Origin of the sequence: Oceanobacillus profundus (genome assembly GCF_003515705.1) — a bacterium.
GTDB lineage: Bacteria > Bacillota > Bacilli > Bacillales > Amphibacillaceae > Oceanobacillus > Oceanobacillus profundus.
The window spans coordinates 111,605-135,512 of record NZ_QWEH01000010.1 but is presented as its reverse complement, the minus strand read 5'-3'; the positions used below and the strand labels follow the sequence as shown (position 1 = coordinate 135,512).

Annotated in this window: 27 protein-coding genes, 1 riboswitch and 2 other annotated features; of the genes, 11 read left to right on the top strand and 16 right to left on the bottom strand. The window is 38.4% G+C overall.

What is annotated here, in order from left to right; all coding sequences use genetic code 11:
• Positions 1–17: 17 nt before the first annotated feature.
• Positions 18–188, bottom strand: coding sequence for a YfhD family protein (locus tag D1B32_RS15030; RefSeq protein WP_095311641.1), 171 nt, complete (start codon positions 186–188; stop codon positions 18–20).
• A 68-nt stretch (positions 189–256) separates the two neighbouring features.
• Positions 257–871 carry a spore coat protein gene (locus D1B32_RS15025; RefSeq protein WP_095311643.1) on the bottom strand — a complete coding sequence of 205 codons (615 nt, stop codon included), beginning with the start codon at positions 869–871 and terminating at the stop codon, positions 257–259.
• Positions 872–1,140: 269 nt separating this feature from the next.
• Here D1B32_RS15025 and D1B32_RS15020 point away from each other — a divergent pair, with 269 nt between their 5' ends.
• Entirely contained in the window at positions 1,141–2,088 is a 948-nt protein-coding gene (locus D1B32_RS15020; protein ID WP_095311644.1) for an MBL fold metallo-hydrolase, read from the top strand.
• A gap of 98 nt (positions 2,089–2,186) precedes the next feature.
• Here the strand turns inward: D1B32_RS15020 and D1B32_RS15015 are convergent, their stop codons facing one another.
• Both D1B32_RS15015 and D1B32_RS15010 read right to left on the bottom strand, forming a co-directional pair.
• Complete coding sequence (locus tag D1B32_RS15015; RefSeq protein ID WP_095311646.1) at positions 2,187–2,597, bottom strand: hypothetical protein; 411 nt, start codon at positions 2,595–2,597, stop codon at positions 2,187–2,189.
• A gap of 151 nt (positions 2,598–2,748) precedes the next feature.
• Positions 2,749–3,507, bottom strand: coding sequence for an exodeoxyribonuclease III (locus D1B32_RS15010; RefSeq protein WP_095311648.1), 759 nt, complete (start codon positions 3,505–3,507; stop codon positions 2,749–2,751).
• A 633-nt stretch (positions 3,508–4,140) separates the two neighbouring features.
• Here D1B32_RS15010 and D1B32_RS15005 point away from each other — a divergent pair.
• Genes D1B32_RS15005 through D1B32_RS14980 form a run of 6 tightly spaced genes read left to right on the top strand, consistent with a single transcriptional unit; the run spans position 4,141 to position 9,351 of the window.
• Positions 4,141–4,527: a GntR family transcriptional regulator gene (locus D1B32_RS15005; RefSeq protein WP_095311650.1), complete on the top strand. Its 387-nt coding sequence runs from the start codon at positions 4,141–4,143 to the stop codon at positions 4,525–4,527.
• Between the two features lies 1 nt (position 4,528).
• Positions 4,529–5,218, top strand: coding sequence for an ABC transporter ATP-binding protein (locus D1B32_RS15000; protein ID WP_095311652.1), 690 nt, complete (start codon positions 4,529–4,531; stop codon positions 5,216–5,218).
• Positions 5,215–6,048: a hypothetical protein gene (locus D1B32_RS14995; RefSeq protein ID WP_095311653.1), complete on the top strand. Its 834-nt coding sequence runs from the start codon at positions 5,215–5,217 to the stop codon at positions 6,046–6,048. The genes D1B32_RS15000 and D1B32_RS14995 overlap by 4 nt, the downstream gene beginning before the upstream one ends.
• 15 nt (positions 6,049–6,063) lie before the next feature.
• On the top strand, positions 6,064–7,308 hold the full coding sequence (locus D1B32_RS14990) for a hypothetical protein (protein ID WP_095311655.1): 1,245 nt from the start codon (positions 6,064–6,066) through the stop codon (positions 7,306–7,308).
• A 13-nt stretch (positions 7,309–7,321) separates the two neighbouring features.
• Positions 7,322–8,014: an ABC transporter ATP-binding protein gene (locus tag D1B32_RS14985; protein ID WP_095311657.1), complete on the top strand. Its 693-nt coding sequence runs from the start codon at positions 7,322–7,324 to the stop codon at positions 8,012–8,014.
• Positions 8,011–9,351: an ABC transporter permease gene (locus D1B32_RS14980; protein WP_095311658.1), complete on the top strand. Its 1,341-nt coding sequence runs from the start codon at positions 8,011–8,013 to the stop codon at positions 9,349–9,351. The genes D1B32_RS14985 and D1B32_RS14980 overlap by 4 nt, the downstream gene beginning before the upstream one ends.
• 23 nt (positions 9,352–9,374) lie before the next feature.
• Here D1B32_RS14980 and D1B32_RS14975 read toward each other — a convergent pair whose 3' ends face one another.
• Positions 9,375–9,713 (bottom strand): thioredoxin family protein, encoded by a 339-nt coding sequence (locus D1B32_RS14975; RefSeq protein WP_095311660.1) that lies wholly within the window; start codon positions 9,711–9,713, stop codon positions 9,375–9,377.
• Positions 9,714–9,843: 130 nt separating this feature from the next.
• Here D1B32_RS14975 and D1B32_RS14970 point away from each other — a divergent pair, with 130 nt between their 5' ends.
• Complete coding sequence (locus D1B32_RS14970) at positions 9,844–10,068, top strand: YczO family protein (protein WP_095311661.1); 225 nt, start codon at positions 9,844–9,846, stop codon at positions 10,066–10,068.
• Between the two features lie 159 nt (positions 10,069–10,227).
• Here the strand turns inward: D1B32_RS14970 and D1B32_RS24605 are convergent, their stop codons facing one another.
• The 10 genes from D1B32_RS24605 to trpE all read right to left on the bottom strand — a co-directional run bounded on the left by D1B32_RS24605 (position 10,228) and on the right by trpE (position 19,934).
• Complete coding sequence (locus D1B32_RS24605) at positions 10,228–10,779, bottom strand: CotY/CotZ family spore coat protein (RefSeq protein WP_095311663.1); 552 nt, start codon at positions 10,777–10,779, stop codon at positions 10,228–10,230.
• 294 nt (positions 10,780–11,073) lie between these two features.
• A complete protein-coding gene (lipA, locus tag D1B32_RS14960; RefSeq protein ID WP_118889766.1) occupies positions 11,074–12,018 on the bottom strand; it encodes a lipoyl synthase in 945 nt (314 codons plus the stop codon).
• Positions 12,011–12,853, bottom strand: coding sequence for an octanoyltransferase LipM (locus tag D1B32_RS14955; RefSeq protein WP_118889765.1), 843 nt, complete (start codon positions 12,851–12,853; stop codon positions 12,011–12,013). Before D1B32_RS14955 ends, lipA begins: the two co-directional genes overlap by 8 nt.
• 221 nt (positions 12,854–13,074) lie before the next feature.
• Positions 13,075–13,178: riboswitch (TPP riboswitch) on the bottom strand.
• A gap of 135 nt (positions 13,179–13,313) precedes the next feature.
• Positions 13,314–14,111: a tryptophan synthase subunit alpha gene (gene trpA, locus D1B32_RS14950; RefSeq protein WP_095311665.1), complete on the bottom strand. Its 798-nt coding sequence runs from the start codon at positions 14,109–14,111 to the stop codon at positions 13,314–13,316.
• Positions 14,111–15,310: a tryptophan synthase subunit beta gene (trpB, locus tag D1B32_RS14945; RefSeq protein WP_095311666.1), complete on the bottom strand. Its 1,200-nt coding sequence runs from the start codon at positions 15,308–15,310 to the stop codon at positions 14,111–14,113. The genes trpA and trpB overlap by 1 nt, the downstream gene beginning before the upstream one ends.
• 227 nt (positions 15,311–15,537) lie before the next feature.
• Positions 15,538–16,143, bottom strand: a complete 606-nt coding sequence (locus D1B32_RS14940; RefSeq protein WP_095311668.1) for a phosphoribosylanthranilate isomerase — start codon at positions 16,141–16,143, stop codon at positions 15,538–15,540.
• Positions 16,144–16,929, bottom strand: coding sequence for an indole-3-glycerol phosphate synthase TrpC (trpC, locus tag D1B32_RS14935; RefSeq protein ID WP_118889764.1), 786 nt, complete (start codon positions 16,927–16,929; stop codon positions 16,144–16,146).
• Positions 16,930–17,955, bottom strand: a complete 1,026-nt coding sequence (gene trpD / locus D1B32_RS14930; RefSeq protein ID WP_095311671.1) for an anthranilate phosphoribosyltransferase — start codon at positions 17,953–17,955, stop codon at positions 16,930–16,932.
• The gene (locus D1B32_RS14925) at positions 17,939–18,541 is read right to left on the bottom strand and encodes an anthranilate synthase component II (protein ID WP_095311674.1); all 603 of its coding nucleotides are present in this window, start codon (positions 18,539–18,541) and stop codon (positions 17,939–17,941) included. The genes trpD and D1B32_RS14925 overlap by 17 nt, the downstream gene beginning before the upstream one ends.
• Entirely contained in the window at positions 18,525–19,934 is a 1,410-nt protein-coding gene (gene trpE / locus D1B32_RS14920; RefSeq protein ID WP_392391112.1) for an anthranilate synthase component I, read from the bottom strand. The genes D1B32_RS14925 and trpE overlap by 17 nt, the downstream gene beginning before the upstream one ends.
• Positions 19,935–19,999: 65 nt before the next feature.
• Positions 20,000–20,298, bottom strand: a binding site (T-box leader).
• 40 nt (positions 20,299–20,338) lie between these two features.
• Positions 20,339–20,581: a binding site (T-box leader), on the bottom strand.
• A 303-nt stretch (positions 20,582–20,884) separates the two neighbouring features.
• Here trpE and D1B32_RS14915 point away from each other — a divergent pair.
• Entirely contained in the window at positions 20,885–22,258 is a 1,374-nt protein-coding gene (locus tag D1B32_RS14915) for a VWA domain-containing protein (RefSeq protein ID WP_095311678.1), read from the top strand.
• 81 nt (positions 22,259–22,339) lie between these two features.
• Positions 22,340–22,537 carry a hypothetical protein gene (locus tag D1B32_RS14910; RefSeq protein ID WP_095311680.1) on the top strand — a complete coding sequence of 66 codons (198 nt, stop codon included), beginning with the start codon at positions 22,340–22,342 and terminating at the stop codon, positions 22,535–22,537.
• A gap of 50 nt (positions 22,538–22,587) precedes the next feature.
• On the opposite strand, the gene D1B32_RS14905 is transcribed toward D1B32_RS14910, so the two are convergent.
• A complete protein-coding gene (locus D1B32_RS14905) occupies positions 22,588–23,136 on the bottom strand; it encodes a nitroreductase family protein (RefSeq protein WP_095311682.1) in 549 nt (182 codons plus the stop codon).
• Between the two features lie 268 nt (positions 23,137–23,404).
• Between D1B32_RS14905 and D1B32_RS14900 the strand changes: the two genes are divergently transcribed.
• Positions 23,405–23,857: a DUF2269 domain-containing protein gene (locus D1B32_RS14900; RefSeq protein WP_095311684.1), complete on the top strand. Its 453-nt coding sequence runs from the start codon at positions 23,405–23,407 to the stop codon at positions 23,855–23,857.
• Positions 23,858–23,908: the final 51 nt, after the last annotated feature.

Here is a 23,908-nt window from a genome sequence, read left to right as displayed (position 1 = left end):
TCGCTTCGTTGTTCTAATTATTTCTCATGTGCACGTTTGTCGGCAGCACGACTTCTTGCTTGTGCTTCCCTATCTTCCGCATCAGCAAACTCATTTGAAAATTCGACATCAATACCATCAGTCTTCTGATTTTTGGGAGTTTGTGATAAAAAATTATTTTTTCTCTTCTTATGCTCATCTCTGCCCATTTTGTTCACCCTTTATAATCGTATTCTGTAGCTAAGTGTATAGTTGGTTAATTCACCGTTATTAAAATTTAATGCTGCATTGGATTTTGAACAGGAGCAAAGCTGCTCATGTAAATTTGCATCTCTTCTGGCTTTAATTGTGGTACTTGATAATATTGGCGTTTATTTTGGTAAAGAAATATTTCGTAAGCCATTTCAATTAGGTTTGGAACACTATCTGCAAACACTCTTCTTAATACTGGATTGGTTGTTTCAAGAGCTGTCATTGTAAATCCAGAAGCAGTAGCCTTTAAATTCCCCATCATAAAACTGGATATACATTGGTCATTTAATTCGGTCACCGCCTGTGCGGGTGTTTTAGGTTGAGTAGGCTTCATCCCATAAAGCACATTATTGCTATCTGACATCATATACGTCTGGGTTTTTTGAGAAGGCTCTTGTCCTGTGTTTAGAGTTTCTACAATTGTATTATACATTTGAGTAAGGAATGTCTTATGCTTTTGCAGCATTGTTTTTAGTTCAGGATCCTGAATATGCTGCTCATAAAGTAACCCTTGCTCTAAACCGCCGATAAGACTAGATATTGCTTCATGTGCATCGAACATTTCATGGCCACCATGACTTTGGTGATCAGGCATTTGTGATGAACCTTGGAAATTTTGATTCTGTTGTTGATTAAACAATTTAAAAAACCTCCTTTTATTTAGGTGCAAATGTGCCATGCAGTGTTTATCTATATTGAAGAAAGAATAGTGCACATTATACATCTGTATTTTTAACAGGATTACTATACTTATTCGCTTTCCTTTCGTTCTTTTTATATATAATCGAGGATTACTCGGATATATTGCTTGTGAGGTGCTGCTCTAGTAAAAAATGATGTGAAAGAGGGAATTTTGTGATAATATGAACGTAAAAGTATGTGCTTGCATTCTCGGGAGGGGAAAGTTTTATGAAGGAAAAGAATCCAATTAAGCTTGATGATCGTATTTATTTAATTGATGGATTTGACTTAGATGTAGCTAATCGGACTGGAACTTATGTTATCCAAGAAGAAGCATTAACACTCATTGAAACTGGACCAAGTCCATCGGTGAAGTATATAAAGGCAGGATTAGCAGCGCTTGGACATGCATTAGATGAGATAAAGTATATTATTGTTACTCATATTCACCTGGATCATGCAGGAGGAGCGGGTTTATTGCTAAGGGAATGCCCGAATGCCACCATCATTGTCCACCCGCGGGGGGAAAGACATTTAATTAATCCTAAAAAGCTTGCTGCAGGAGCAAGAGCGGTTTATGGTGACAGCTTCTCTGAATTGTTTGATCCAATAGTTCCTGTACCAGAAGATCGATTGCTTGTAAAAGGTGAGGGGGACATATTGGAAATTGGCCCAAATTGTACACTTGAATTCTGGGATACACCTGGACATGCAAAGCATCACATTAGTATTTATGATCCTATAAGCAATGGAATGTTTACAGGAGATACAGTAGGTGTGCGTTACGAACAGCTCGTTCCAAATGGAGTTGATCTGTTTTTACCTTCTACATCTCCCAATCATTTTAATCCAAACGACATGGAAGCTTCCATTAAACGAATTCGCGACAAGAACCTTGACCGTATCTACTTTGGTCATTTTGGGATGACGCAAAACATAGAAGAGGCATTAAATCAGGTTCAAAGTTGGCTTGAGGTATTTATGGAGGTTGGTGAGCAGACAGTAATTGAAGGAAAAGGCTATGATGTAATTTCGCAGCGATTGCTTACTAAAATCCAGGAACACTTAAGAGAAAAAGGAATTCCTGATGAGCATGAGGTTTATATTTTAATAAACCTCGACTTACAGGTAGGATCTCTTGGAATCATTGATTATTTTAAAAAAATAATACAATAATGTGAATAAACGGCATGGCATCAATCTGAATTTCTGATGTCATGCCGTTATAATTTTTGGATGGAAGTGACATGCTTATGTTTCAGGCGGCTGTCTTATCATCGTTTAGCAGCGCTATTATTCACTTCCTCTGTTTTCATAAATGTTAAAATAAAAAAGAATACAAAGCTAATTAATAATACCGTTCCTCCGACAATAAAAAAAGCGGTTGTGAATGTATCTCCGATATTAAAAGGACGAACAAAGTAAAGCCACATACCAATTGTTAAGCCAAAGGTACCGATGATTGTAGTCCAAACATGGATTGCTGCCACCGTTCGATTTGCTGGTGTAAATAGTTTATAAAAAACTGCAAAAGCAAACAAAGACAACCAGCCGACAACGAGGATATGCGCATGAACCGTTTTAAACTCATATCCTCCTGCGCCTGCCATATGAGAGCCGATAACTGCTCCAAGCAGTGCAAAAAAAGCCGAGAAACGTAATAATATTGTACTGTAATGCTTCACACTAATCTCTCCTTTACGTTGTATATAGTGTACAACGTAAATATGAACAGCGTATGAACAAACGATTACAGTAGTTAATTGGCAGGAAGGAGATTGTTATCCTTTCCTAAGTCACTTTCTTTTTCAGGAGACTTGACGAATACCAGATTTTTTACAGACTGTCTACTTCGAGTATGATTGGACAGTGGTCACTTCCCATGATTGACATATCAGCTTTTGAATCCTTAAGAGCTGGGACAAGTCTCTTTGAGACGATAAAGTAATCTATCCGCCAGCCAATATTTCTTTCGCGAATCGTTTTCATGTAAGACCACCAAGTATAAATATCTTCTGTTTCAGGGTGAAAGTATCGTAGCGTATCGACAAAACCTGAGTCAAGTAAGCGTGTCATTTTGCCACGTTCTTCAGTGGTAAATCCGGAATTTCCGTGATTGGTTTTATAATTTTTTAGATCGATCTCTTGATGGGCAACATTGAGGTCACCACAATAGATAACTGGTTTAATGGCATCTAATTGCTCTAAATAGCTATATAATTCATCTTCCCACTCTAGACGATAATCCAGTCTGCTCAAGTCTCTTTTAGAGTTTGGAGTATAGACGTTTACTAAAAAGAACGTTTCAAATTCCAATGTGATAATTCTTCCCTCTTCTTGGACCTCTTCACTATTTAATCCATATGTAACCCGAATCGGCTTTTTCTTTGTGAATACTGCTGTTCCTGAATAGCCTTTTCTAACAGCGTAATTCCAATATTGTTCATATCCTTCCAAGTCAAGTTCGATTTGTCCTTCCTGCAATTTTGATTCTTGAATACAGAAAATATCGGCATCTACTTCGCGGAAATAATCTAGAAACCCTTTCCTTACACATGCACGAATACCATTAACATTCCAAGAGACAACTTTCATCGTTACCAATCATCCTTCTGTTTATTAATCTAATTTTATCTATTTTATCTTATCATGCATTAACCGTATGGTAATAGCCCCAATTTTTAAATGTGAAAGAATCAAAAAACGTGAAGGTAAGGACTAAACTTCTTGGGAATTCCTGATTCTGTTCAAGGGCCTTTAGGTCATACCTTGTGGTACTAACATGAGACTGGGACATAATGAAAGTGTTTAATGTTAAAGACGAACGACCACAAACTTAGCGTAGGAAATATACGTAGCCCCCGTGGAAAGCGAAGTATATTTCTGAAGCGGTTATTTGCACATAAAAATACTTTTGTCTCAGTCTCAATGTATTTTCGCTTTATCATAGAGCAGAGGGTTTTCGACAAAAAACAAATAGAAAATCATACATTGTTGAAATATATTTCCCAGGAAATAATCTAAGAAAGATTGTCGAAAAAAACTTATTGACAGTTCGTGTGTATGAAGCATATAATACACGATAGAATGTATTAATCGTTTAATACGCTTTTTTTGTAAGGGGTGTATTAAATGATTGATACAGGTTAATACGCATTTTTTGGCAAATGGTGTATTAATCATGTAATACAGGTTGGGAACTTAGGAGAAGTATAGGAGCGTGTGCTGATGAGTGTAAGCTTTAATAAACGGGATCCAGTTTATATACAGGTTGTCCGTCAATTTAAAGAAAAAATAGCAACAGGAACATTTGAACCCGGGCAGGAGATTCCATCAAGGCGTGAATTAGCCAATCAGTTAAAAATAAATCCAAATACTGCACAACGAGCATATAAGGAAATGGAGGAAGAAGGATTGATATATACGGAAGGCAACAACCCAAGTAGGATTACGAAGGATGAACATGTACTTGCTGCGGTTAGAGGAGAGTTGCTTGAGGAAGCGGTCGATTCTTTTATTACATCGATACGACGCATCCAAGTTCCTTTTGATGAGCTTGTAGAAGTAATGAAAGAAAAATATCAAAGACAGAGTGAGGAAGAAGGGGGGAAATAAGGTGATTGAAGTTAAAGATATTACGAAAAAGTTTGGACGAAAACAAGTGCTGAGGGGTGTAACATTTACTGCCGCCAAGGGAGAAATTACATGTCTAATTGGCATTAATGGCGTTGGGAAAACAACGATTTTAAACGCAATTATGGCATTAACACCGATCAACAGTGGTCAAATCCTTATTGACGGGGCAAAAATCAATAAGAAAAGCTATGAAAAAATTACGTTTATCCCAGATGCAATTACCATGCTTCCGCAAATGACAATTGGACAATCGATGCAATTCATGCAGGATTTTTACGAGAGCTGGAACCAAGAGCGAGCAACGGAACTGCTTGGATTTTTTAAATTAAAACCAGAAGAAAAAATTTCGAGTCTTTCAAAAGGGAACACTGCCAAAGTAAATCTCCTTTTAGGCTTAGCATTAGATGTTGATTACCTTCTAATGGATGAGCCTTTCTCTGGAATTGATATTTTCAGCCGTGAGCAAATCGCTGAGGTATTTACAAGTCATTTAGTAGAAGATCGCGGGGTTATCATTACAACACATGAGATTAATGATATTGAGCATTTAATTGATCAGGTAATCTTATTGGATGATGGTATTGTGGTAAAAGCATTTAATTCCGAAGAGATTCGCGAAAATGAAGGGAAATCGGTTGTTGATGTGATGAGAGAGGTGTACCAGCAATGAATAGATATGTAAAGCTTGTAAATTTTGAGCTTGGACGCTTTATGAAAGTATATATTGCTTTAATTGGCATAACGATTATTTCACAGCTTGCTGCAGTAATTGTTGTCTCTAAAAGCTATTTAAATAATGCCAATCAAGCGATGAATGTAGACCATATGGCAATCGAGACGTTTATTGAGCAGTATGGGAGAATGTCTTTCAATGATGTCACCAATTCAATCTTTTTTATAGGTCCAATCGCACTTTGTATTGTAACGCTATTGATTTATTCACTTTTTATTTGGTATCGTGATTGGTTTGGCAAGAATACGTTTATTTATCGGTTGCTTATGCTGCCAACTGCACGTTTAAATGTATATCTGGCTAAGGCTTCAGCAATATTTCTTTTCGTTCTAGGATTGGTTGGCTTACAGATTCTGTTATTGCCGTTGGAACGCATGATTTTACAATGGATGGTACCAATTGATTTGCGCTGGGATTTATCGATTAATGAGATGATTCGTAACTTTGATCGACTGGGAATTATGCTTCCGTACTCAATTGCAGAATTTGCTATCCATTATGGTATCGGTTTTATGGCCGTGATTGTACTTTTCACGATCATTATGTTTGAGCGCTGCTATCGTTTAAAAGGAATTTTATTAGGTATTGGATATGGAGCACTAGCTCTGATTGTATTTTTCTTACCGGTATTCGTGCAGGAATTTATGCTTTATAACTATTTCTATCCAGAAGAGCTATTTATGCTTATGTTAGTGACTGGATTACTTGTTACGGCTGGATCCATATGGATGAGTAATCATTTATTAACAAGAAAGATACGGGTTTAAGGAGGGAGGATTAGGATGAAACGTTATTGGAAGTTAATTTTACTTGTTAGTTTCACTGTGCTTGTGATTGGAGCGTTTTATATACAAACAAGTACAGCTACAAGCAGATTGCCTGAATTTGCTTTTGAAACAGTAAACGGGGACGAAAAGGAGATAGAGAAGCTTACTCTAGAGGCTAGTTTTATTCAAGAGGGCATAGGTGATTCATTTCAGCTGAATGCTGATGGTACAACATATTGGAGTGAGTATTCGTATTTTGAACGTATTTTAGGAGTAAATCAAAGACCTAAAATGGAACGACTCCAGAAAGACTATAGGAATTTCATGCGTGGAAAAAGTATGACTCCGTATCATTTCTATGAGGATGAAAACTTGCTCGTATATGTCAATTTAACATGGGATACAATGAATGGCTATCAACCAAATGATTTTGAACTCGATATAGGCATATTAGACAAAGTGTCGAAAGAGGAGACTTCTTTTCAGGCACCTATTCCAGTGAATAAAAATAGCATGATTTATTCGATGGACGTAGAGGGAATTCATATCATTGATGGACAATTAAAAATTATATCGCGTAACTATAGCTATGATAAGCAATCGGAGAAAGATATTACAGCTTACCAAGTTTATTTAGTCGATATTGCAGCAGAAACAATTCAAAACGAAGCTATCATTACAGCGAAAGAAGACGAGGATTCATCCAACCAATACAGGGAAGTTCGAATAGTCAACAATAAATGGGAGGATATCCAGCAACCAATGGAACAGGTTGTATTTGAAGAAGGACTTATAGAGGAAAGTGTTATTGATGAGTGGGAATCAACCTATGAAACCATCGATCGTGAACTCTTTCAATACGACTTGGCGACAGGGGAAAAAGAAGAAATAAAATTACCAAAAGAGATTTCAAATAATGCATTTCCATATGCAGTGAATGATGAAATAATTTATTTTACAGAGGATGTCGAAGGAAAACTTAAGTTAACTTCTTATAATATTGAAAGTGAAGAATTAGAAGCAAAGCAAACAATTGCTATCCCGGATGTTACCGATGAACAAGGTTACATGTATAAAATACATGGTGATAAGGTGTATGTTGTTCCTGCAACTAAAAATGCAGAACAGGATCTCCCGCTTCACATTGTTCACTTAAAAACAGGAGATACACTGTATGAAGGAAAGATAACAATGAAGAATCCAAAGAAACAGGATATCGATTATAATCTGGATATCCATTCAATCGAATTGGATGAATAATGGGGGATTTATTTTGATTACAGTAAATCAATTAAGCCATCACTTTATACTGGGCAAGAAAAAGCAGGAAACAACGTTATCAGTCCTTCAGGATATTTCCTTTCAAGTAAATAAAGGCGAGATTGTAACGATTGTTGGAAAAAGTGGTTCAGGAAAGTCTACTTTACTTAATTTGATTAGTGGTTTTATTCGTCCAACTGAGGGCGGAATCTGGATAAACGATCAGCAAGTAAGTGATTTAACGGAGGCTGAGTTTGCAGATTTTCGTTTAGAGCATATGGGATTTATTTTTCAAAGCTTCCAGCTGATTCCGAGTATGACAGCCTTTCAAAATATTGAATTGCCATTAATTTTAAAGGGTGAAAGCGAATCATCACGCAAGAAAATAACGCTTGCTATTTTGGAGAAGGTCGGCTTAACAGAATTTGCCGACCATTATCCAAGTGAATTATCTGGTGGTCAGCAGCAACGTGTCAGTATTGCAAGAGCATTAGTATTAAACCCGCCTTTAATCCTCGCTGATGAACCAACAGGGAGTTTAGATAGTGAAACAGAGACAGAGCTGCTGCAATTTATTAAACAGCTGAATCAGGAAATGGAAATCACGTTTCTTATCATTACCCATGATGACGAAGTAGCGGCAATTGGTGATCGTACGATTACGATAAGTGACGGACGAATTGTAGAGGGGGCAAGATCCCAATGAAAATAAAAGATCAATTTCGCTTCGTTCTGCAGAATATTAAAAAGAATAAAGTAAGAACAGGGATGACTATTCTAGCAACGGCAATGGGATGTGCCTTTCTTATTGTTTTAGCATCTGTCGGATATGGGTTACAAGAGAGTATTGTTAAGGATACATTGGAACAACAAATTGTTACAGAAATTGATATTTATGGGCACATAGAAGAAGATGATAATTATCGCTCCTTAACGATGGAAGATATTGATTACTTAGAGTCTATTGATAATGTTAATGCCGTAACGCGGAGAAATCAGCTACGTCAATTTCCAACCTTTTCATTGGATGACTATCAATCGGAAACAACTGCTGTAGCAGCACATTTTCCGTCTGAGGTAGATGCTGGGTTGGAACTTGATGAAGGAAGGCTGCCGGAAAAGCCGAATGAAGTTGTTGTAGGATATCATTTTCTGGATTATTTTGTACAGGATGTGGAAGATGAGGATATTTATGATGAAGCATCTGGAGAAATTAAAGATGAATATCTGTACCAAGCCGATTTAATTGGACAAACGTTAAATATGACAGTGAAGAAGGATTTAGACGTCGATGGGGAGGAACAGACAACTCCGCTTACTGTTGTTGGAATTTTAAAAAAGCCAACGAAAGAGTGGGTACAAGATCAGAATGTATATATTTCGGGTGAGGTTTTTGCTGGCGTGGAAGCTTATACTGGCACACCTGGAGGAGAATTAGGTGTTGATGGAGACGAGCTTGATTCAGCAACTGTCAATGCATTTGATGAAGTAAAAGTATATGCAACGAACCTAGAAGCAGTGCAGACTATAGTGGATGAACTCGACGATTCAAATTATGCTTCATATTCCGTTGTTAGTGAGATGAAGCAGATCAACATGTTATTTACGATTATGAAAGCAGGCTTAATTCTAGTCGGTACGATTGCGATTCTTATTGCTTCAATTGGTATTTATAATACAATGACAATGGCGGTAACTGAACGTGCGCCAGATATTGGAATTATGAAGGCGATTGGTGCAAACCCGAAAACAATTAAACAAATTTTTCTGCTGGAAAGCAGTTATATCGGGATTGTTGGGGCATTAATTGGTACCATAGTAGCTTATCTAGTCAGCTTTTTAGTTAATCTCGGTTTGCCATTAATTATTGAATTTGCGTTTCAGGAAGAGCTGCCAGAGCAGCTGCAGTTTTCAATGATACCTGTCAGTCTTGTTTTAATATCCGTCGGGATTTGTTTGCTTGTGACCATTTTATCTGGTTTACGTCCAGCAAAACGAGCTACACAAATTGATGTTTTAAAAGCAATGCGAAGAGAAATATAATAAGTGAAAATGTGCTTGAATCATTAGGATTCAAGCACATTTTCATAAATTCTCCGTATCTTTTCTTCTAATAAATCCAAATGTACAATCCGTGCTTCCCGTATATATTCTTTTCCATCTACGAAAAGCAATAGAACCGGGATGGTGAAGATTGAAAAACGTCCAGCTACCTCTTGCACTTCCTCTACATTAATGTGAGCTGTTTTTATTTGTGGGTAGGAATTCATCAATTGTTGAACCTGTGGTAATAATCCGTGACAGACGCTACAATTCGGTCGGGAAAAATAAAGGAATGCGAGTCGGTTTTCTGTTATAAATGTTTCTATATGTTCGATTGACTTGATACTTTCAAATTCTTTCATCGTAACGTAACCTCCGTCCTTTTTCAATCCATAAAGTATACCAAGAAAAATTAGTTTTTACATGATAGAGGTTTAGAAATATGGAAAGTAAGGAAGAGGAAAGAAAAAGAAGCGTAGAGGTGAGATGAAAATGAGCAGTGAGAATAAGCATTCTTCTACAAATGAAAGACCAAAGTGGAATGAGGAGAGAAGAACGAAGCTAGATGAACAGAAAGAGCAGAAGTTTGTCGATGATATTCCGATGGAAGATTTAAAAATAGAAAGTCAGGACGAGAAGAAAAAGACAAAAACGAAGGATGACTCACAAAGTGAGCGAAAGTATCAACGAAAAAACAATTCGGAAGAACAGAAGTGAAAGACCCTAAATAAAGTGCTTTAGGGTCTTTCTATTTGTTTTGGTAAAATAACTAGGAAATTATAAAATTTGAATGCAGTGGGCAACTTAGTTACTCCAACTCCCCACAGTTCGGAGCGCAGTCCGTACGTCGCTAACCAGGCGCTTGCGCTTCTGTTCCTAACAGTTTGAAGAATGAGAGCGCCGCGGCAAGAGTTTGATTGGCGATAAGCAAGTGATCGCACAAAAACATTCTAAATCTAGCGTGATACATATACCGGTTTTTTTGAAGTTTACTGTTTGTCGATGACATTTATCTTTAAAGAAATCAACTAGATTTTTACCTCCGTGCGTCAGTGGAATACCGTGTTCATTTACCGGCTGTAATAATTCAACTTCGACACAGCATGTATGTGGAATAAATCGTATTGCCCGTAAGACTGGTGTTTCGAGAGCAGCGAAAAACGCATCCTCGCAACATCCCTTTTTTTTCTTCTTGTACACACCGCTTGCAATAAATGGTTTAAGACTGCCTTTGTTAAATAGAATAAATGGGATAGTTGTATTCCTATTTATACTATGATTTTGGGAATATAATTCTCTTATAGAGTCGTTGCAGCTACTGCTACAGTGCTTATTCCTATCAGCTACTTGATTCTGTGCGGCAACTATTTTCCTTACTACTTCACAAACACAGTCATTGTGACCGCATGAACAGTTAGGATAGCTCATAAACTACTGCTCCTTTCTTTGGTGATGTATTTACTATTAAGATATGCAGATATATTCACAATGCTTGTATAATAGTCTAATAAATTTATTTAAATGAAAATGCTGCACATGAAGTAGGTGTAGCTATAGTAAGAAAAGATAGTTTTAAAGTGGAGATAAAAGTTGCGATAGTATTTATTATTTCACTTTCCAAGAGAGGGGAGAGGATATTTGTTGGATGGAAGATCATGCTGTCGATAAATCCCCCTTAACCATTTTATAAGTGACCAGGGGGATTTATAAGTAGTCTGTTATTTAAAATTGAAAATCAACTTTTTTATTCTCTTGTGTTTCATAGCCTTTCATATACTTAATTCGTTTTTGTGCGGAAGATTGGCTTACTTGTTCATCCGCATGGTAAGAAGAGCGTACCAATGGTCCAGATTCACAATGCGAGAAGCCTTTTTCAAGTGCGATTTTTTTTAATTCTTCAAATTCATCTGGATGATAATATTTTTCAACATTTAAATGTTTTTTAGTTGGTTGTAAATACTGCCCAATTGTAACAATGTCCACATCATGTGCACGCAAGTCGTCCATTGCTTCAATGAGTTCTTCCTTTGTTTCTCCTAAACCAACCATAATACTGGATTTCGTAGGTATATTTGGTGCAATTTCCTTTACGCGTTGGAGGAGCTGTAAGGATCGGTCGTATCTTGCGATGGCTCGAACGCGTTTTGTTAATCGTCTAACGGTTTCAATATTATGATTGAATATATCTGGTTCGCTATCCATAAGTGTATGTAAGCTTTCATAATCCCCTTTCATATCGGATGGCAGGACTTCAATTGTGCAGCCTGGATTCTGATGGCGGATTGCCCGTACAGTATTGGCAAAAACTGCTGCACCTCCATCTTCTAGGTCATCACGCGCGACCGCTGTCACAACAACGTGTTTTAACCCCATAATGGAAACGGAATCAGCAACTCGCTTTGGTTCCCCTAAATCAAGCCCACTTGGAAGACCTGTTTTAACCGCGCAAAATCGGCATCCTCGAGTACACGTATCACCTAGAATCATAAATGTTGCTGTCTTACGCTCACTCCAGCATTCATAAATATTTGGGCATTTTGCTTCTTCACATACTGTGTTTAATCGCTTATCGCGCATTAAATGCTTCAATTTTTTATAGGATTCATTTGTATTGATTTTTGTTTTTAGCCATTCTGGTTTACGAATATATTCTGCCTGTTTAGCCAATGCTAGCACGCTCCTTATTTGAGTTAATATTCCATGCTCTCGTTTCATATTTTGAATGTGCTAATTGCTGCACTTCTTCCCATTGGGTTTCTGTTAACTGCAAAGGGTGGAGTTCTAGGTCTAATCCTTTTTTGAATCCTTCTTTGAATGCCTGTGTTAACATGTCATAATGATGTTCTCGATTCGTTAATTGATTAATTGTAACCGCTTTTTTGGAAAATGCGGCTCGACTTCGTTCTCGTATCCGTCCGGAAGAAAACAGGAATAAATCAAAAAGCATCTCGGTATCCATACTCATTGGAACCGAACCGTGTTGCATGAGGACACCCTTTTTCCTTGTTTGCGCATTTCCGGAAAGCTTTTTGCCGTCTACAACCATTTCGTAGAAGGCTGGTTTCTCAAAACATATTGCTGTTCTCCCTCTGGCGCTATCTCTGTCTAAAATGGCATATTCAGCTGGAATACCTAAGTTATGATACCCTTCAAACACCCCTTTAGATAGTACGTGGTATGCTTCTTGAACGGATACAGGAATATCTGGATCATTCTCAGAAATAACAAGGCTATACGTTAGCTCATCGTCATGAAGGACTGCACTGCCACCAGTTAAACGACGAACAAATTGGCAACTGTGTCGTTCTATTGCATCGAAATCAATTTTGTTGTCAACCTTTTGAAAGTAGCCGACAGATAAACTAGGTGCTTTCCAGCCGTAAAATCGTAATGTCGGCGGGATTTTACCTTCATGATGCCAGTTGATTAAGCACTCATCAAACGCCATATTCCACGAAGCATCTTGGAAGCCGGTATCGATAAAAGCCCAATGTTTCTTCAATGTAGACACCTCCGATGAAAAATTACTTTTTTGAGAGCTGCTAGCTACTGCGCCGATGATGTTAAAGACCTAGTGGTATTTCCCTGACCTCATGACGCAAACACCGTATTTCCTTTTACTAAGTTCATGCAGCGCTAACAGGACTACGCTTTTGCTAAAAAAAGACTGCATCAAATAGAATGCAGTCTTTGATAAATTTATCCAGCGATAACATATCCGATCCATTGTCGACTGCACATTCCCCACGCTAGTATTATCTAATTCGGGTTCAAAGGGTCAGGCGCGAAACGTCTTTCTCAGCAAAGCAGCTCCCCTAGTGCGTATTTATTTATTTATTTATTCGAATTACATGCTAAGCTTACTGCTAATTGCGATAATTGTAAAGATAAATGCAACAATTAGCGTTAAGAATTTTTAAATTAGTTCGCGTTCACATAGAAGCTATCTGGACATGTGTGTTTTACCGAACTTTTTGCACGTTTGATTGAATACTTCCATTTATTAATTGCTGGATGTCCTTTAATTTTCCTTCGTGTAAAAGCTGGACAATTTTACTCCCAACAATGACACCATCACATGCTTTGGAAAGCTGTTGTGCCTGCTCAGCATTTGATACACCGAACCCTGCTAGAACAGGGATAGAGCTGTTTTTCTTGAGCAATTTCAAATAATCATGCACTTTCGTATCGTGTGTTTCACGTTCCCCAGTTGTTCCTTTCACAGCAACAGCATACAGAAATCCTTCTGAACGTTTTGCTAATTCTATTAAGCGTTCCTCTGAACTTGTCATTGCTGCAAGGCGAATAAAAGCAATGTTTTGTTCTTGCAGAGAACTAGCAATGATTCCTTCCTCTTCCATCGGGATGTCAGGTATAATGACGCCATCAACTCCCGCTTGTAAGCAATCTTTGGTGAATCGATCAATTCCGTAGGCTAGAATTGGGTTTAAATAAGTCATGATAACTATTGGAATTGAACGTCTATCTTTAAAGGTTGCTAGTTTATCGATAACCGTTGCTAAGGTTGTGCCATGTTTTAATGCACGTATACCGGCCTCTTGAATTATTGGTCCATCTGCTACTGGGTCGGAGAATGGGATACCAACTTCAATTGCTGCAGCCCCACAATTTTGTAAGAAATAAATCGTTTCTTCTAAGCGATCGAGCCCGCCGTCGCCTGCCATCATATAAGGAACGAAGAGTTTCTCATTCACCCTCGCCTTATCTTGAATTGCTTTTTCTAATTTTGCTTTACCCATTATATGTTCCCTCCAATCCGATCTTTCACCTGTTCGACATCTTTATCCCCACGCCCTGATAAGCAAACGACGATGGTCTCGTCTTGCGGCATTTCTATTGCAAGCTTCATTGCATATGCAATTGCATGTGCGCTTTCCAATGCAGGAATAATTCCTTCAGTTTTGGATAGAAATTGGAAAGCTTCAAGTGCTTCATCATCTGTAATGGATGTGTACTTTACCCGATTTATTTCATGCAAATGGCTATGCTCAGGACCTACTCCAGGATAGTCAAGACCAGCAGAGATGGAGAATGCTTCCTCGATTAACCCTTCCTTATCTTGTAGTAAGTAAGTTAATGTTCCATGTAATACACCGACATCGCCACCGGTTAAAGTTGCAGCATGCTGATTTGTATCAAGACCAGCACCACCAGCTTCTACACCGAATAGCTTTACATCTTTATCCTCGATAAATGGGTGGAACATTCCCATTGCATTACTACCACCACCGACGCAAGCAATGATTGCATCTGCTAGTTTACCAGTTTGATCGAGGATTTGTTTTTTTGTCTCTTTCCCGATAATAGATTGAAGATCACGTACGATTTTAGGAAATGGATGCGGACCAACAACGGATCCGATAATATAGTGGGTATCATCAACATGATTAACCCAATAACGCAATGCTTCATTAACCGCATCCTTCAGCGTTCCGCTACCTTGTGAGACTCCACGTACTTCAGCTCCTAACAGCTCCATTCGAAATACATTCAGCTTTTGTCGACGAATATCTTCTTCACCCATAAAGACAACACATTCTAATCCGAGTAATGCACAAACAGTTGCCGTTGCGACACCATGCTGGCCTGCACCTGTTTCAGCAACTACTTTTTTCTTTCCCATTCTTAATGTTAGTAATGCTTGCCCAATCGTATTATTAATTTTATGTGCACCTGTGTGATTTAAGTCTTCTCGTTTTAGATAGATGTTAGCACCACCAAGTGATTTGGTAAGTTGCTCGGCGTAATATAATGGTGTTTCCCGCCCAACATATTGCTTCAAATAGTAGTTTAACTCCTGGATAAATTCTGGATCGTTCATTGCTTTCTCATAGGCTTCTTCTAATTCAATGACGGCTGGCATTAATAACTCGGGGACAAATTTCCCTCCAAATTGTCCATACTTACCTGCTTCGTTTGGCATTGTATAAATTGACATATATTACACCTCGTTTATCATTTATAAAAGTTTAGTTAACTATAAATCACTGTACAAAAACCGCTCTCTAATATTATGACATCATCTCAACGCGCTAAAGCACCATCCTCAAGTATTAAGACACCATGCCGCGTGCTAAAGCACCATCCTTAAGTATTAAGACACCACCTCCGCCCGCAAAAGAACCAACCTCTTATTTTATAGCACCATACCGGCTTGCAAAGGAACTAACCCTCCACCCACTCATTCAATTTAGCATTTCTTATAAATTGCTCTATTTTATTAAGGTCTTTTTCTTTATTTGTTTCCACACCACTGGATACATCAACGGCAGCTGGCCTGACAGTGTTTATTGCTCTTGTAACATTCTCCGGAGTAAGTCCGCCAGCTAGCATGATTTTTGCCCGGTTGATGGATAGCTGATCAGCTAAACTCCAATCGAAGGCAATGCCGCTTCCGCCTCTCCATGAATCTAGTAAATAATAGTCGCATGGATAAGAGCGAATGGCAGGTAGTGTTTCTTTATTAACCGGAAATGCTTTAATAATTTCATACGGCAGCTGCTCCGCTACCTCTGGAGGTTCGTCTCCATGTAATTGAATGGTATCTAAGCCAACTGTTTGAGCGGTCTCCTTCATTGTCTCCACCGTTTCATTGACAAAAACACCAACCTTTTTAACAGAAGCAGGGAGGGAGCTTGCAATCATCGCAGCTTCCTCAGGGGAGATTTTTCTCGAACTCTCGGCAAATACAAATCCGATATAATCTGCCCCGGCCTTTACTGCCGCATCGGCTGCATCGATTGTTTTAATGCCGCAAATTTTGACGACCATTTAATTCGCCCCTTTCACTGGTAGTGGAATTTTCAGCTGTTTGAAGGTTTCATCTACGTTGTCTGATCGCATCAGTGTTTCACCGACGAGAACAACATTAGCCCCTGCATCAGCAGCTCGTATTACATCCTCCTTTGTTTTCATTCCACTCTCACTAATTAGAATTGCATTTTGCTTTGTTAGCAGAGAAGCGAGCTTCTCTGTTGTCCCAAGGTCGACTTCAAATGTTTTTAAATTACGATTATTGATTCCGATAATCTCCGGATCTACTTCTAATGCGGATTTCAATTCTTCTTCATTATGAACTTCACAGAGTACCTCTAGGTCAAGACTTGTTGCATAGTTGTATAATTCAGTAAATTGTCCCTTGGATAAGGCGGCAACGATGAGCAAAATAATGTTTGCCCCAGCGGCTTTTGCATGATCAATTTGAACCGGATCAATGATAAAGTCCTTACATAAAATCGGAACGTCTACAGCTTCTCGAACAGCTCGTAAATCGTCCATCGATCCATTGAAAAAAGGTTCATCTGTCAGTACAGAAATAGCAGCGGCCCCAGCTTGTTCATATTGTGTTGCTTGTTTAACGGGGTCTACATTCATATGAATGGCTCCTTTTGATGGGGAGGAACGTTTGATTTCAGCAATAATATTCATATGTGCTGCACCCTTGACTCTGCTTTTGAAAGTAGGTATTGGAGAGTGGTTTTTCTGCTCAATCGTTTTCGTTTTTAATTTGGCAACTTCTTTTGCCTTTTCGGTTAAAATTTTCTCTAAGAAAGTCATTTAATACACCCCACTTGGAATTTTTTTGCTGTATGCTACTAAATGCTGTAATCGTTCTAAAGCTGCGCCTGATTGGATGCTTTCGCGTGCTAATTCAATCCCCTCCTGAGGACTCTTTGCTTTACCATTTGTAAATAGTCCAAGTCCTGCATTTAATAAAACCGTATCCAAGTATGGTCCAGGGATCCCGTTTAAAACAGATTTGAGAATTTCCGCATTTTCCTTTGCGTCCCCACCGCGGATACTTTCATTTGGATAAATGGATAAGCCAACCGTTTCTGGATGGATTGTTGTTTCAGTGAGTTTCCCATCCTCGAGGATAATCAAGTGATTGTCTCCAGCTAGAGAAGCTTCATCCATTGACCCAGCTCCGTTTACAATAACTGCTCGGCGTCTGCCCAATTTCTTTGCTGCTTCTGCGATAATTGGCAGTAAATCTTTACGATATACACCAATCAGTTGGGTATCAAGCTCAATCGGATTTGTCAGTGGGCCAATCGCATTGAAAATTGTTGGCAGTCCCAAATGTTTTCGAACGACTGAAAAAGGGCGAAGTGCTTCGTGAACATGTGGAGCAAATAAGAATGCAATTTTATTTTCTGCAAGCATTTCACTAACATGCTCGTTGGAGAATGAGAGGGAGACGCCTAAATGTTCCAGTACGTCAGCACTTCCAGTTTTGCTGGAGATGCTCCGATTTCCATGCTTTGCTACTGTAACGCCAGCCCCGGCGATAACAAATGCCGAGGTGGTACTAATATTAAAACTATTGGACCCGTCACCACCGGTACCACAGTTGTCCATTGCATCTTGGATTGGACTCGTTTGATAGGAGGACTTGGCACGGATTACTTCAACAAGTCCAGTGATTTCGTCAGCAGTTTCTCCTTTAATCTGTAACGCCGTTAGAAATCCAGCTATTTCGGTTTCAGTCACATCCGTTGTAAAGCAGTAATTTGCAGCTTCCTTCATTTCTGTTACTGTTAAATGCTCACGATTCATCAATTTTTTAAGATACGGTTTCATTGGTTAAGAACTCCTTTCTAATTTCGTCCATAAAGTTTTGAATCATTGTTTTGCCGGATAATGTGCCAATTGATTCTGGGTGGAACTGAAGTCCGTACAGTGGAAAGTCTCGGTGCTTGATCCCCATGATTTCTCCATCTTCTATCGCATATGCAACAACCTCTAACTCCTCGGGTAATGTGTCCCGATCAACCACATAAGAATGATAGCGCATAACCTCAATCGGGTTTTGCAATTCCTTAAAAGCCCCAGTATTCTGATGGGCAACAAGTGAGGTTTTGCCATGCATAATTTGCTTTGCAGGAACAACCTTGCCTCCCAGCGCTTCTCCAATTACTTGATGACCTAGACATACGCCCAATATAGGGATGGTTGTGTGAAAGTGTTTCACCAATTCGATACAAATGCCTGCTTTGTCTGGTAAACCTGGTCCAGGAGAAATGATAATCGCTTTTGGTTCGAGCTCTTCAATTTCAGCGATTGAAATTTTATCGTTTCGGATAACTTGAATTTCAAGGTCTAACTCTGAAAAATATTGATATAGGTTATACGTGAATGAATCATAGTTATCAATTAAAAGAATCAATTTTCTGCACCTCCATTAGTGATCTTGCTTTATTTAATGTTTCTTGATATTCATTTTCTGGTATCGAATCGTACACTATTCCTGCGCCTGCCTGTAAATATGCTTTCTTATTCTTAAGAATGAGAGACCGAATCGTAAGGGCTATATTCAAATCATGGTTAAAGTTAATGTAACCAATCCCACCACCATATGCCCCGCGTTTTTTATCTTCGAGTTCGTTAATAATTTGCATCGCCCTTATTTTAGGAGCTCCAGAGACTGTGCCGGCAGGGAGGCAGGAGATAAGAGCATCAATTCCAGTTAAATGCTTCTTTAATTTTCCTTTTACTTCAGAGACGATATGCATTACGTGCTGATATTTCTCGATTTTCATGTAGGTCGGAATGGTGATGCTGCCAGTTTCACAAACACGGCCAAGATCATTTCTGCTAAGGTCGACAAGCATTCGATGCTCAGCAATTTCCTTTTTATCGGCAAGCAGTTCCCCCATCAATGCTTCATCCTCTTCCGGTGTGGTTCCGCGTGCTCTGGTACCGGCAATTGGGTTTGTAATTATTTCATTACCAGTGGTTTGAATTAAACTTTCAGGAGAAGCTCCTAAAATTACATAGTCTTCAAAGTCGATATAAAACATATATGGTGAAGGATTTGCTGTTCTAAGCTTTTCGTAAAAATAAAATGGAAATTCTGGATGCTCATCAATCGTCGCTGTCATACGTTGTGATAAAACTACTTGAAAAATATCACCTTGTTTAATATGCCTTTTTGCTACTTTTACTTTTTCCTGAAAGCTTTCGGAAGTCATTTCGGCTTCGAATTCAATTGGACTAAAATTTCGTTCGCTGTGACTTTCAGTTTTAGTTAATGCTTTTTCTAATACCTCGATACGTTCATCTAGTACTCTTTCCGGCTGATTATCCAGGTTCAAAGCAATTAAGTATATCTGGTTTTCAGTATGGTCAAAAACAATAACATTTTGATAAAGCATGAAATGAATGTCAGGCATATTCAAGTCATCCGGCAGGGGACTGCCAATGTCTTCAAAGTGCCGAATTGAATCGTAGCCGATATAACCAATTGCGCCTCCAAAAAAGGGCAATAGCAAGTCTGTTTCAAATTTTGGCATGTGCTTTTTGATATGGTTTAGCGCATGTTCTGGATGAAATTCAATCGTGTTTTTTTCACGGTGACGGATTGTTGTTTTATTTTCCGTTCCAATAATCTCTTGATATGGATCTACTCCAAGAAAGGAATACTTTCCTTTTTGTTCATGTTGGAACGTGCTTTCTAGCAGGAATCTTTTTTTTCCTGATAATTGTTTGAATATGTGTATTGGTGTTAAGTAGGCAGCATCCATTTTCTTGAACATATAAGTTTTATTGGTTACCTGCATCCTGTTCATTCCCTTCTGTTTTTTAAAATAAAAAAGTCCTCTATAAACACAATATGGATGTGTTTATAGAGGACGATGTGACCGCGGTGCCACCTCATTTGAAAGAAAAACCTTTCATCTTTTTTCAGATACGGGATGCCAATTGTCTAGCTCCAACGCCCAGGACGTGCAAGTACAGGCGTTTTCGCTTTTCGATATCCGATATCCTATCCGTATAACGGCGGAATTCCGTGTTTCCATACTCAAATGTTCAGGAAACCTCTCGTAAGTCCATTCAACAACAATCCACGTACTGGAATCCCACCTGCACCAGCTCTCTGCAACGCTTTAATTGTTGTCTACTCCTCTTACTCGAAGATTTAGGTATGTAGTTTATTAGAAACGCAAAAAGGTCCCTTATCCAAAAAAAGGACGAGGGACCGTGGTACCACCTTTATTAGCTGAAAACAGCTCACTTTAGCAATATCAAGCAACCATGCTTGATATTTGTCTCTTGTAACGATGAGACCATTTCGCCAAAGCCTACTGAAATTAGTTCGGTTTGGAAGCTCGGAAGCCCATTCATCTAAACGATCACACTGGTTTACACCAACCACCAGCTCTCTAGAGTGTCAAAATAGATTACTATTCTTCGTCATTGCTTAAGTTCATTTAAGTTATTGGAATTAATACTAGAATAGTTTGAAATAAAAGTCAAGGGGTTTTATGTAATTTTTTTTAGTAGTGATCTTACTCTGCTTTTCGGTCATTATTTAAAGTAATAAGTGCCCGAATGTCTGTGCTCAAGCTTTGTTTGGTAACCCATCGGCATAATGAGTTATCGACTGGCCATGCTCCCGCTTCATTCGGGAACCGATCACCACAATGACGATAATCAATAAATTTTTATAATTTTAGGTCATTTTCTAGTATAATAACATGTATACATATTTATTTTAAAGGAGTCTATTATGAAAAAAGCAATCATACTTTTATTGGGCTGTATATTTGTTTTTTCTGCTTGTAGCAAATCTGAAGAAACTGCTGAACCGGATGATACGAGTCATGTGGAAGAATCAGAGGCAGAAGAAAAAGCGAAAACTGAATGGTGGCAAACAGAAATGGAATCTTATTCATTAGATGGTTTGCCACGTGATTTAGACGAGCTGGAGCAGGAACTGATTGTGGAAGCTGGATTATACAGTGGGGATAAATATGATCTAGCTTCTGCAAAGGATATGCTCGATCAACTGCCAGAAAATCTGTCAGAGGAAGAGCTGGAAGCAGCAATTTTACGATTAATTCGGGAAGATTATCATGCGGAAGTGGAGACATTTGTAACGTTCGATCCAACGGTTGAGGTTAATGTAGATAAACCGGATGAAGAACTGGAGGAACCATCTGAGGAAATGGCTACCTCTACTTCTCACTTTGCAATTTTATTAGATGCAAGTGGTAGTATGAATAATCAAAGTGACGGCACAAGTCGCATGGAATTAGCGAAAGAAGCAATTGGAAATTTTATTGATATTCTACCAGCAAACAGTACCGTTTCATTACGCGTATATGGTCATGAAGGAACAGGATCAGATGATGATAAAAAGCTATCGTGTAGTGCGACGGAGTCGTTATACAATGGAGAAATGAACGAAAAGGAATTTATGAGCGCACTTAAAGGAGTAGAACCAGCTGGATGGACACCAATTGCAAATGCATTAGAGGCAGCAGAAAAGGATATTCCAGATCATGCATCCACTGCTATTGTTTATGTTGTAAGTGATGGAATTGAAACCTGTGATGGAGATCCTATTAAGGTTGCTGAACAATTGAATCAGAAAGATGTCCAGCCAATTATTAATATTATAGGGTTCCAGGTTGATGATGAGGCTCAAGAATTATTAGAGCAAGTTGCAGAAGCTGGAAAAGGTGAATTCACATATGCTGGTAATAAGCAGGACTTAGAAGATTATTGGGAAGAAGAATATAATCGTCTGCAAGAGGCATGGGAAACATGGCAACAAGAAGGTATGAAGCGAGCTGATGAGCTTTCACAGCAATTGATGGAACAAGCGGATGAAACAGGCTACGCTATTATGGAAAAATCCGAACTGGAATTTGACCGGGCAGAAGATCTGATAAACTATTTAACAACTGAACGCCAAATGGAGAATGCTAATAATCTGTGGAGTATATTCTACGAACGTTCGACGACAATTTGGAGCTATGGCTACGATAATCAAACAGAAAATTGGGGAGCGGCCTATGAAAATGGAAATGCCGCATGGCGCTATTTTTATGAGACAGGAACAGAGAAATGGACAGAATACTATAATAAAGTGAATTAGCGCTATAAAAGGGATATGCCCCTCACTAGTTTAGATTAAAGAATTTAGAAAAAGGGAATGCTGCATAGTGAGGTGAGGATAATGCCTATGGAATTAATTGTGAGATTCGTTTTAACCATTATTATTTTCATCATTATTATCGTTATTTTGAGTAAATTTAGAGCGGAAAAGTCTCAGCCAGAAACAGATGATTCATTAGAAATAATGAAGAAAAGGTTGGAAAGTGGAGAAATTACCCAGGAGGATCTTAAAGAAGCTAAAAGAAGACGTGGTAAATAAGAAGAGCGGCAAAGTTCATACCTGATCTTAGCCGCTCATTATTATTATAATTAACCTTCAAACAGACTGAATTTAGCTTTTGCTGAAATTCTTTCCTTTGTTTCAGGTAGTTCATCAAAATACCCCATATGGAGAAAACCAACAATTTTTTCGTTGCCATTTACAGCAAGAATTTCTTTTACTTTTGGATCGTAAATATGTGGGTTTGTTTTCCAGACGACTCCAAGCTTTTGCTCCCATGCAAGTAGCCAAAAGTTCTGAATCATGGCAGATATTGCACCGTAGTTTTCATCCCATTGTTTCGGGATATCCGGTTCATCCATAATGACAACTAAAATAGCGCTTGGCTCATTCAAATAATCTTCTCTGTTTTGCTGTCTTTCCTCAGGATAGGTAGAAGCAATTTTCTTCGCAAAGCTGGCTTTTTGATCGGCATTAACAAAAATAAATCTCCAAGGTTGTCTCATCCCGTGATTTGGTGCCCAAATGGCATCGTCTAACAATTCCAACACGACTTCTTCCGTAACTATTTTATCATTATATCCTTTTTTAACTGCCCGTCTTCCTCTAATGATTTTTGTTAATTCTGATTTTTGCATAAAAACGACCCCTATATTGTTTTTAATTGATAATTGTTATCATTTAAATTGTATCTGATAAACTTTTAAAAAGCAACGTGTTGATTCAAGCTGCTTTTCAGGAGTTATAAAAAGCCAAGTACATCGTTCTTGTACAAAATCGTTATTATCGTAGTGCCAGGGAAGTACGAAATTTCACAACGTATTCATACTGTGCTTTTTTTGTGACAGATATCACAGCCTTCACTGAATAAATGGGTGTATGATAACGAGTGAGGAGGTTGAGTTGATGTCATTCTATGGATTATTAGTATTTATTCATATATTTTCTGCCATATTGGGAATGGGTCCAGGCCTTGTGATGACTGTAATCGTGAAAAAGGCGAGTAATATGACGGAGCTTCGTCATGCTTTTGTAATCCGTAATCAATTACATATTTATACGATGATTGGTGGCACGTTGTTACTTGTTACTGGTGTTTGGATGGGTTTCCTTAATACCTATTTATTTACGCAGGGCTGGTATTGGCTAAGTCTCAGTCTGTTTTTAACTGCATTAGCATTTGGACCATTTGTATTATCTCCAAAATCAAAGCCGATAAAGGACATTTTAAAAACCCATAAGGGAGAAACAATACCAGAGAGCTATTATAGATTAGCTGGTAAGCTATTCTTTTTCGAGCATATAACCAATATCATTTTCTTAATCATTATTGCATTGATGATTTTGAAGCCATTTTAAAGAAAAACGCTGTTCACCTTAGGTGGACAGTGTTTTTTGGCAGATAATAAA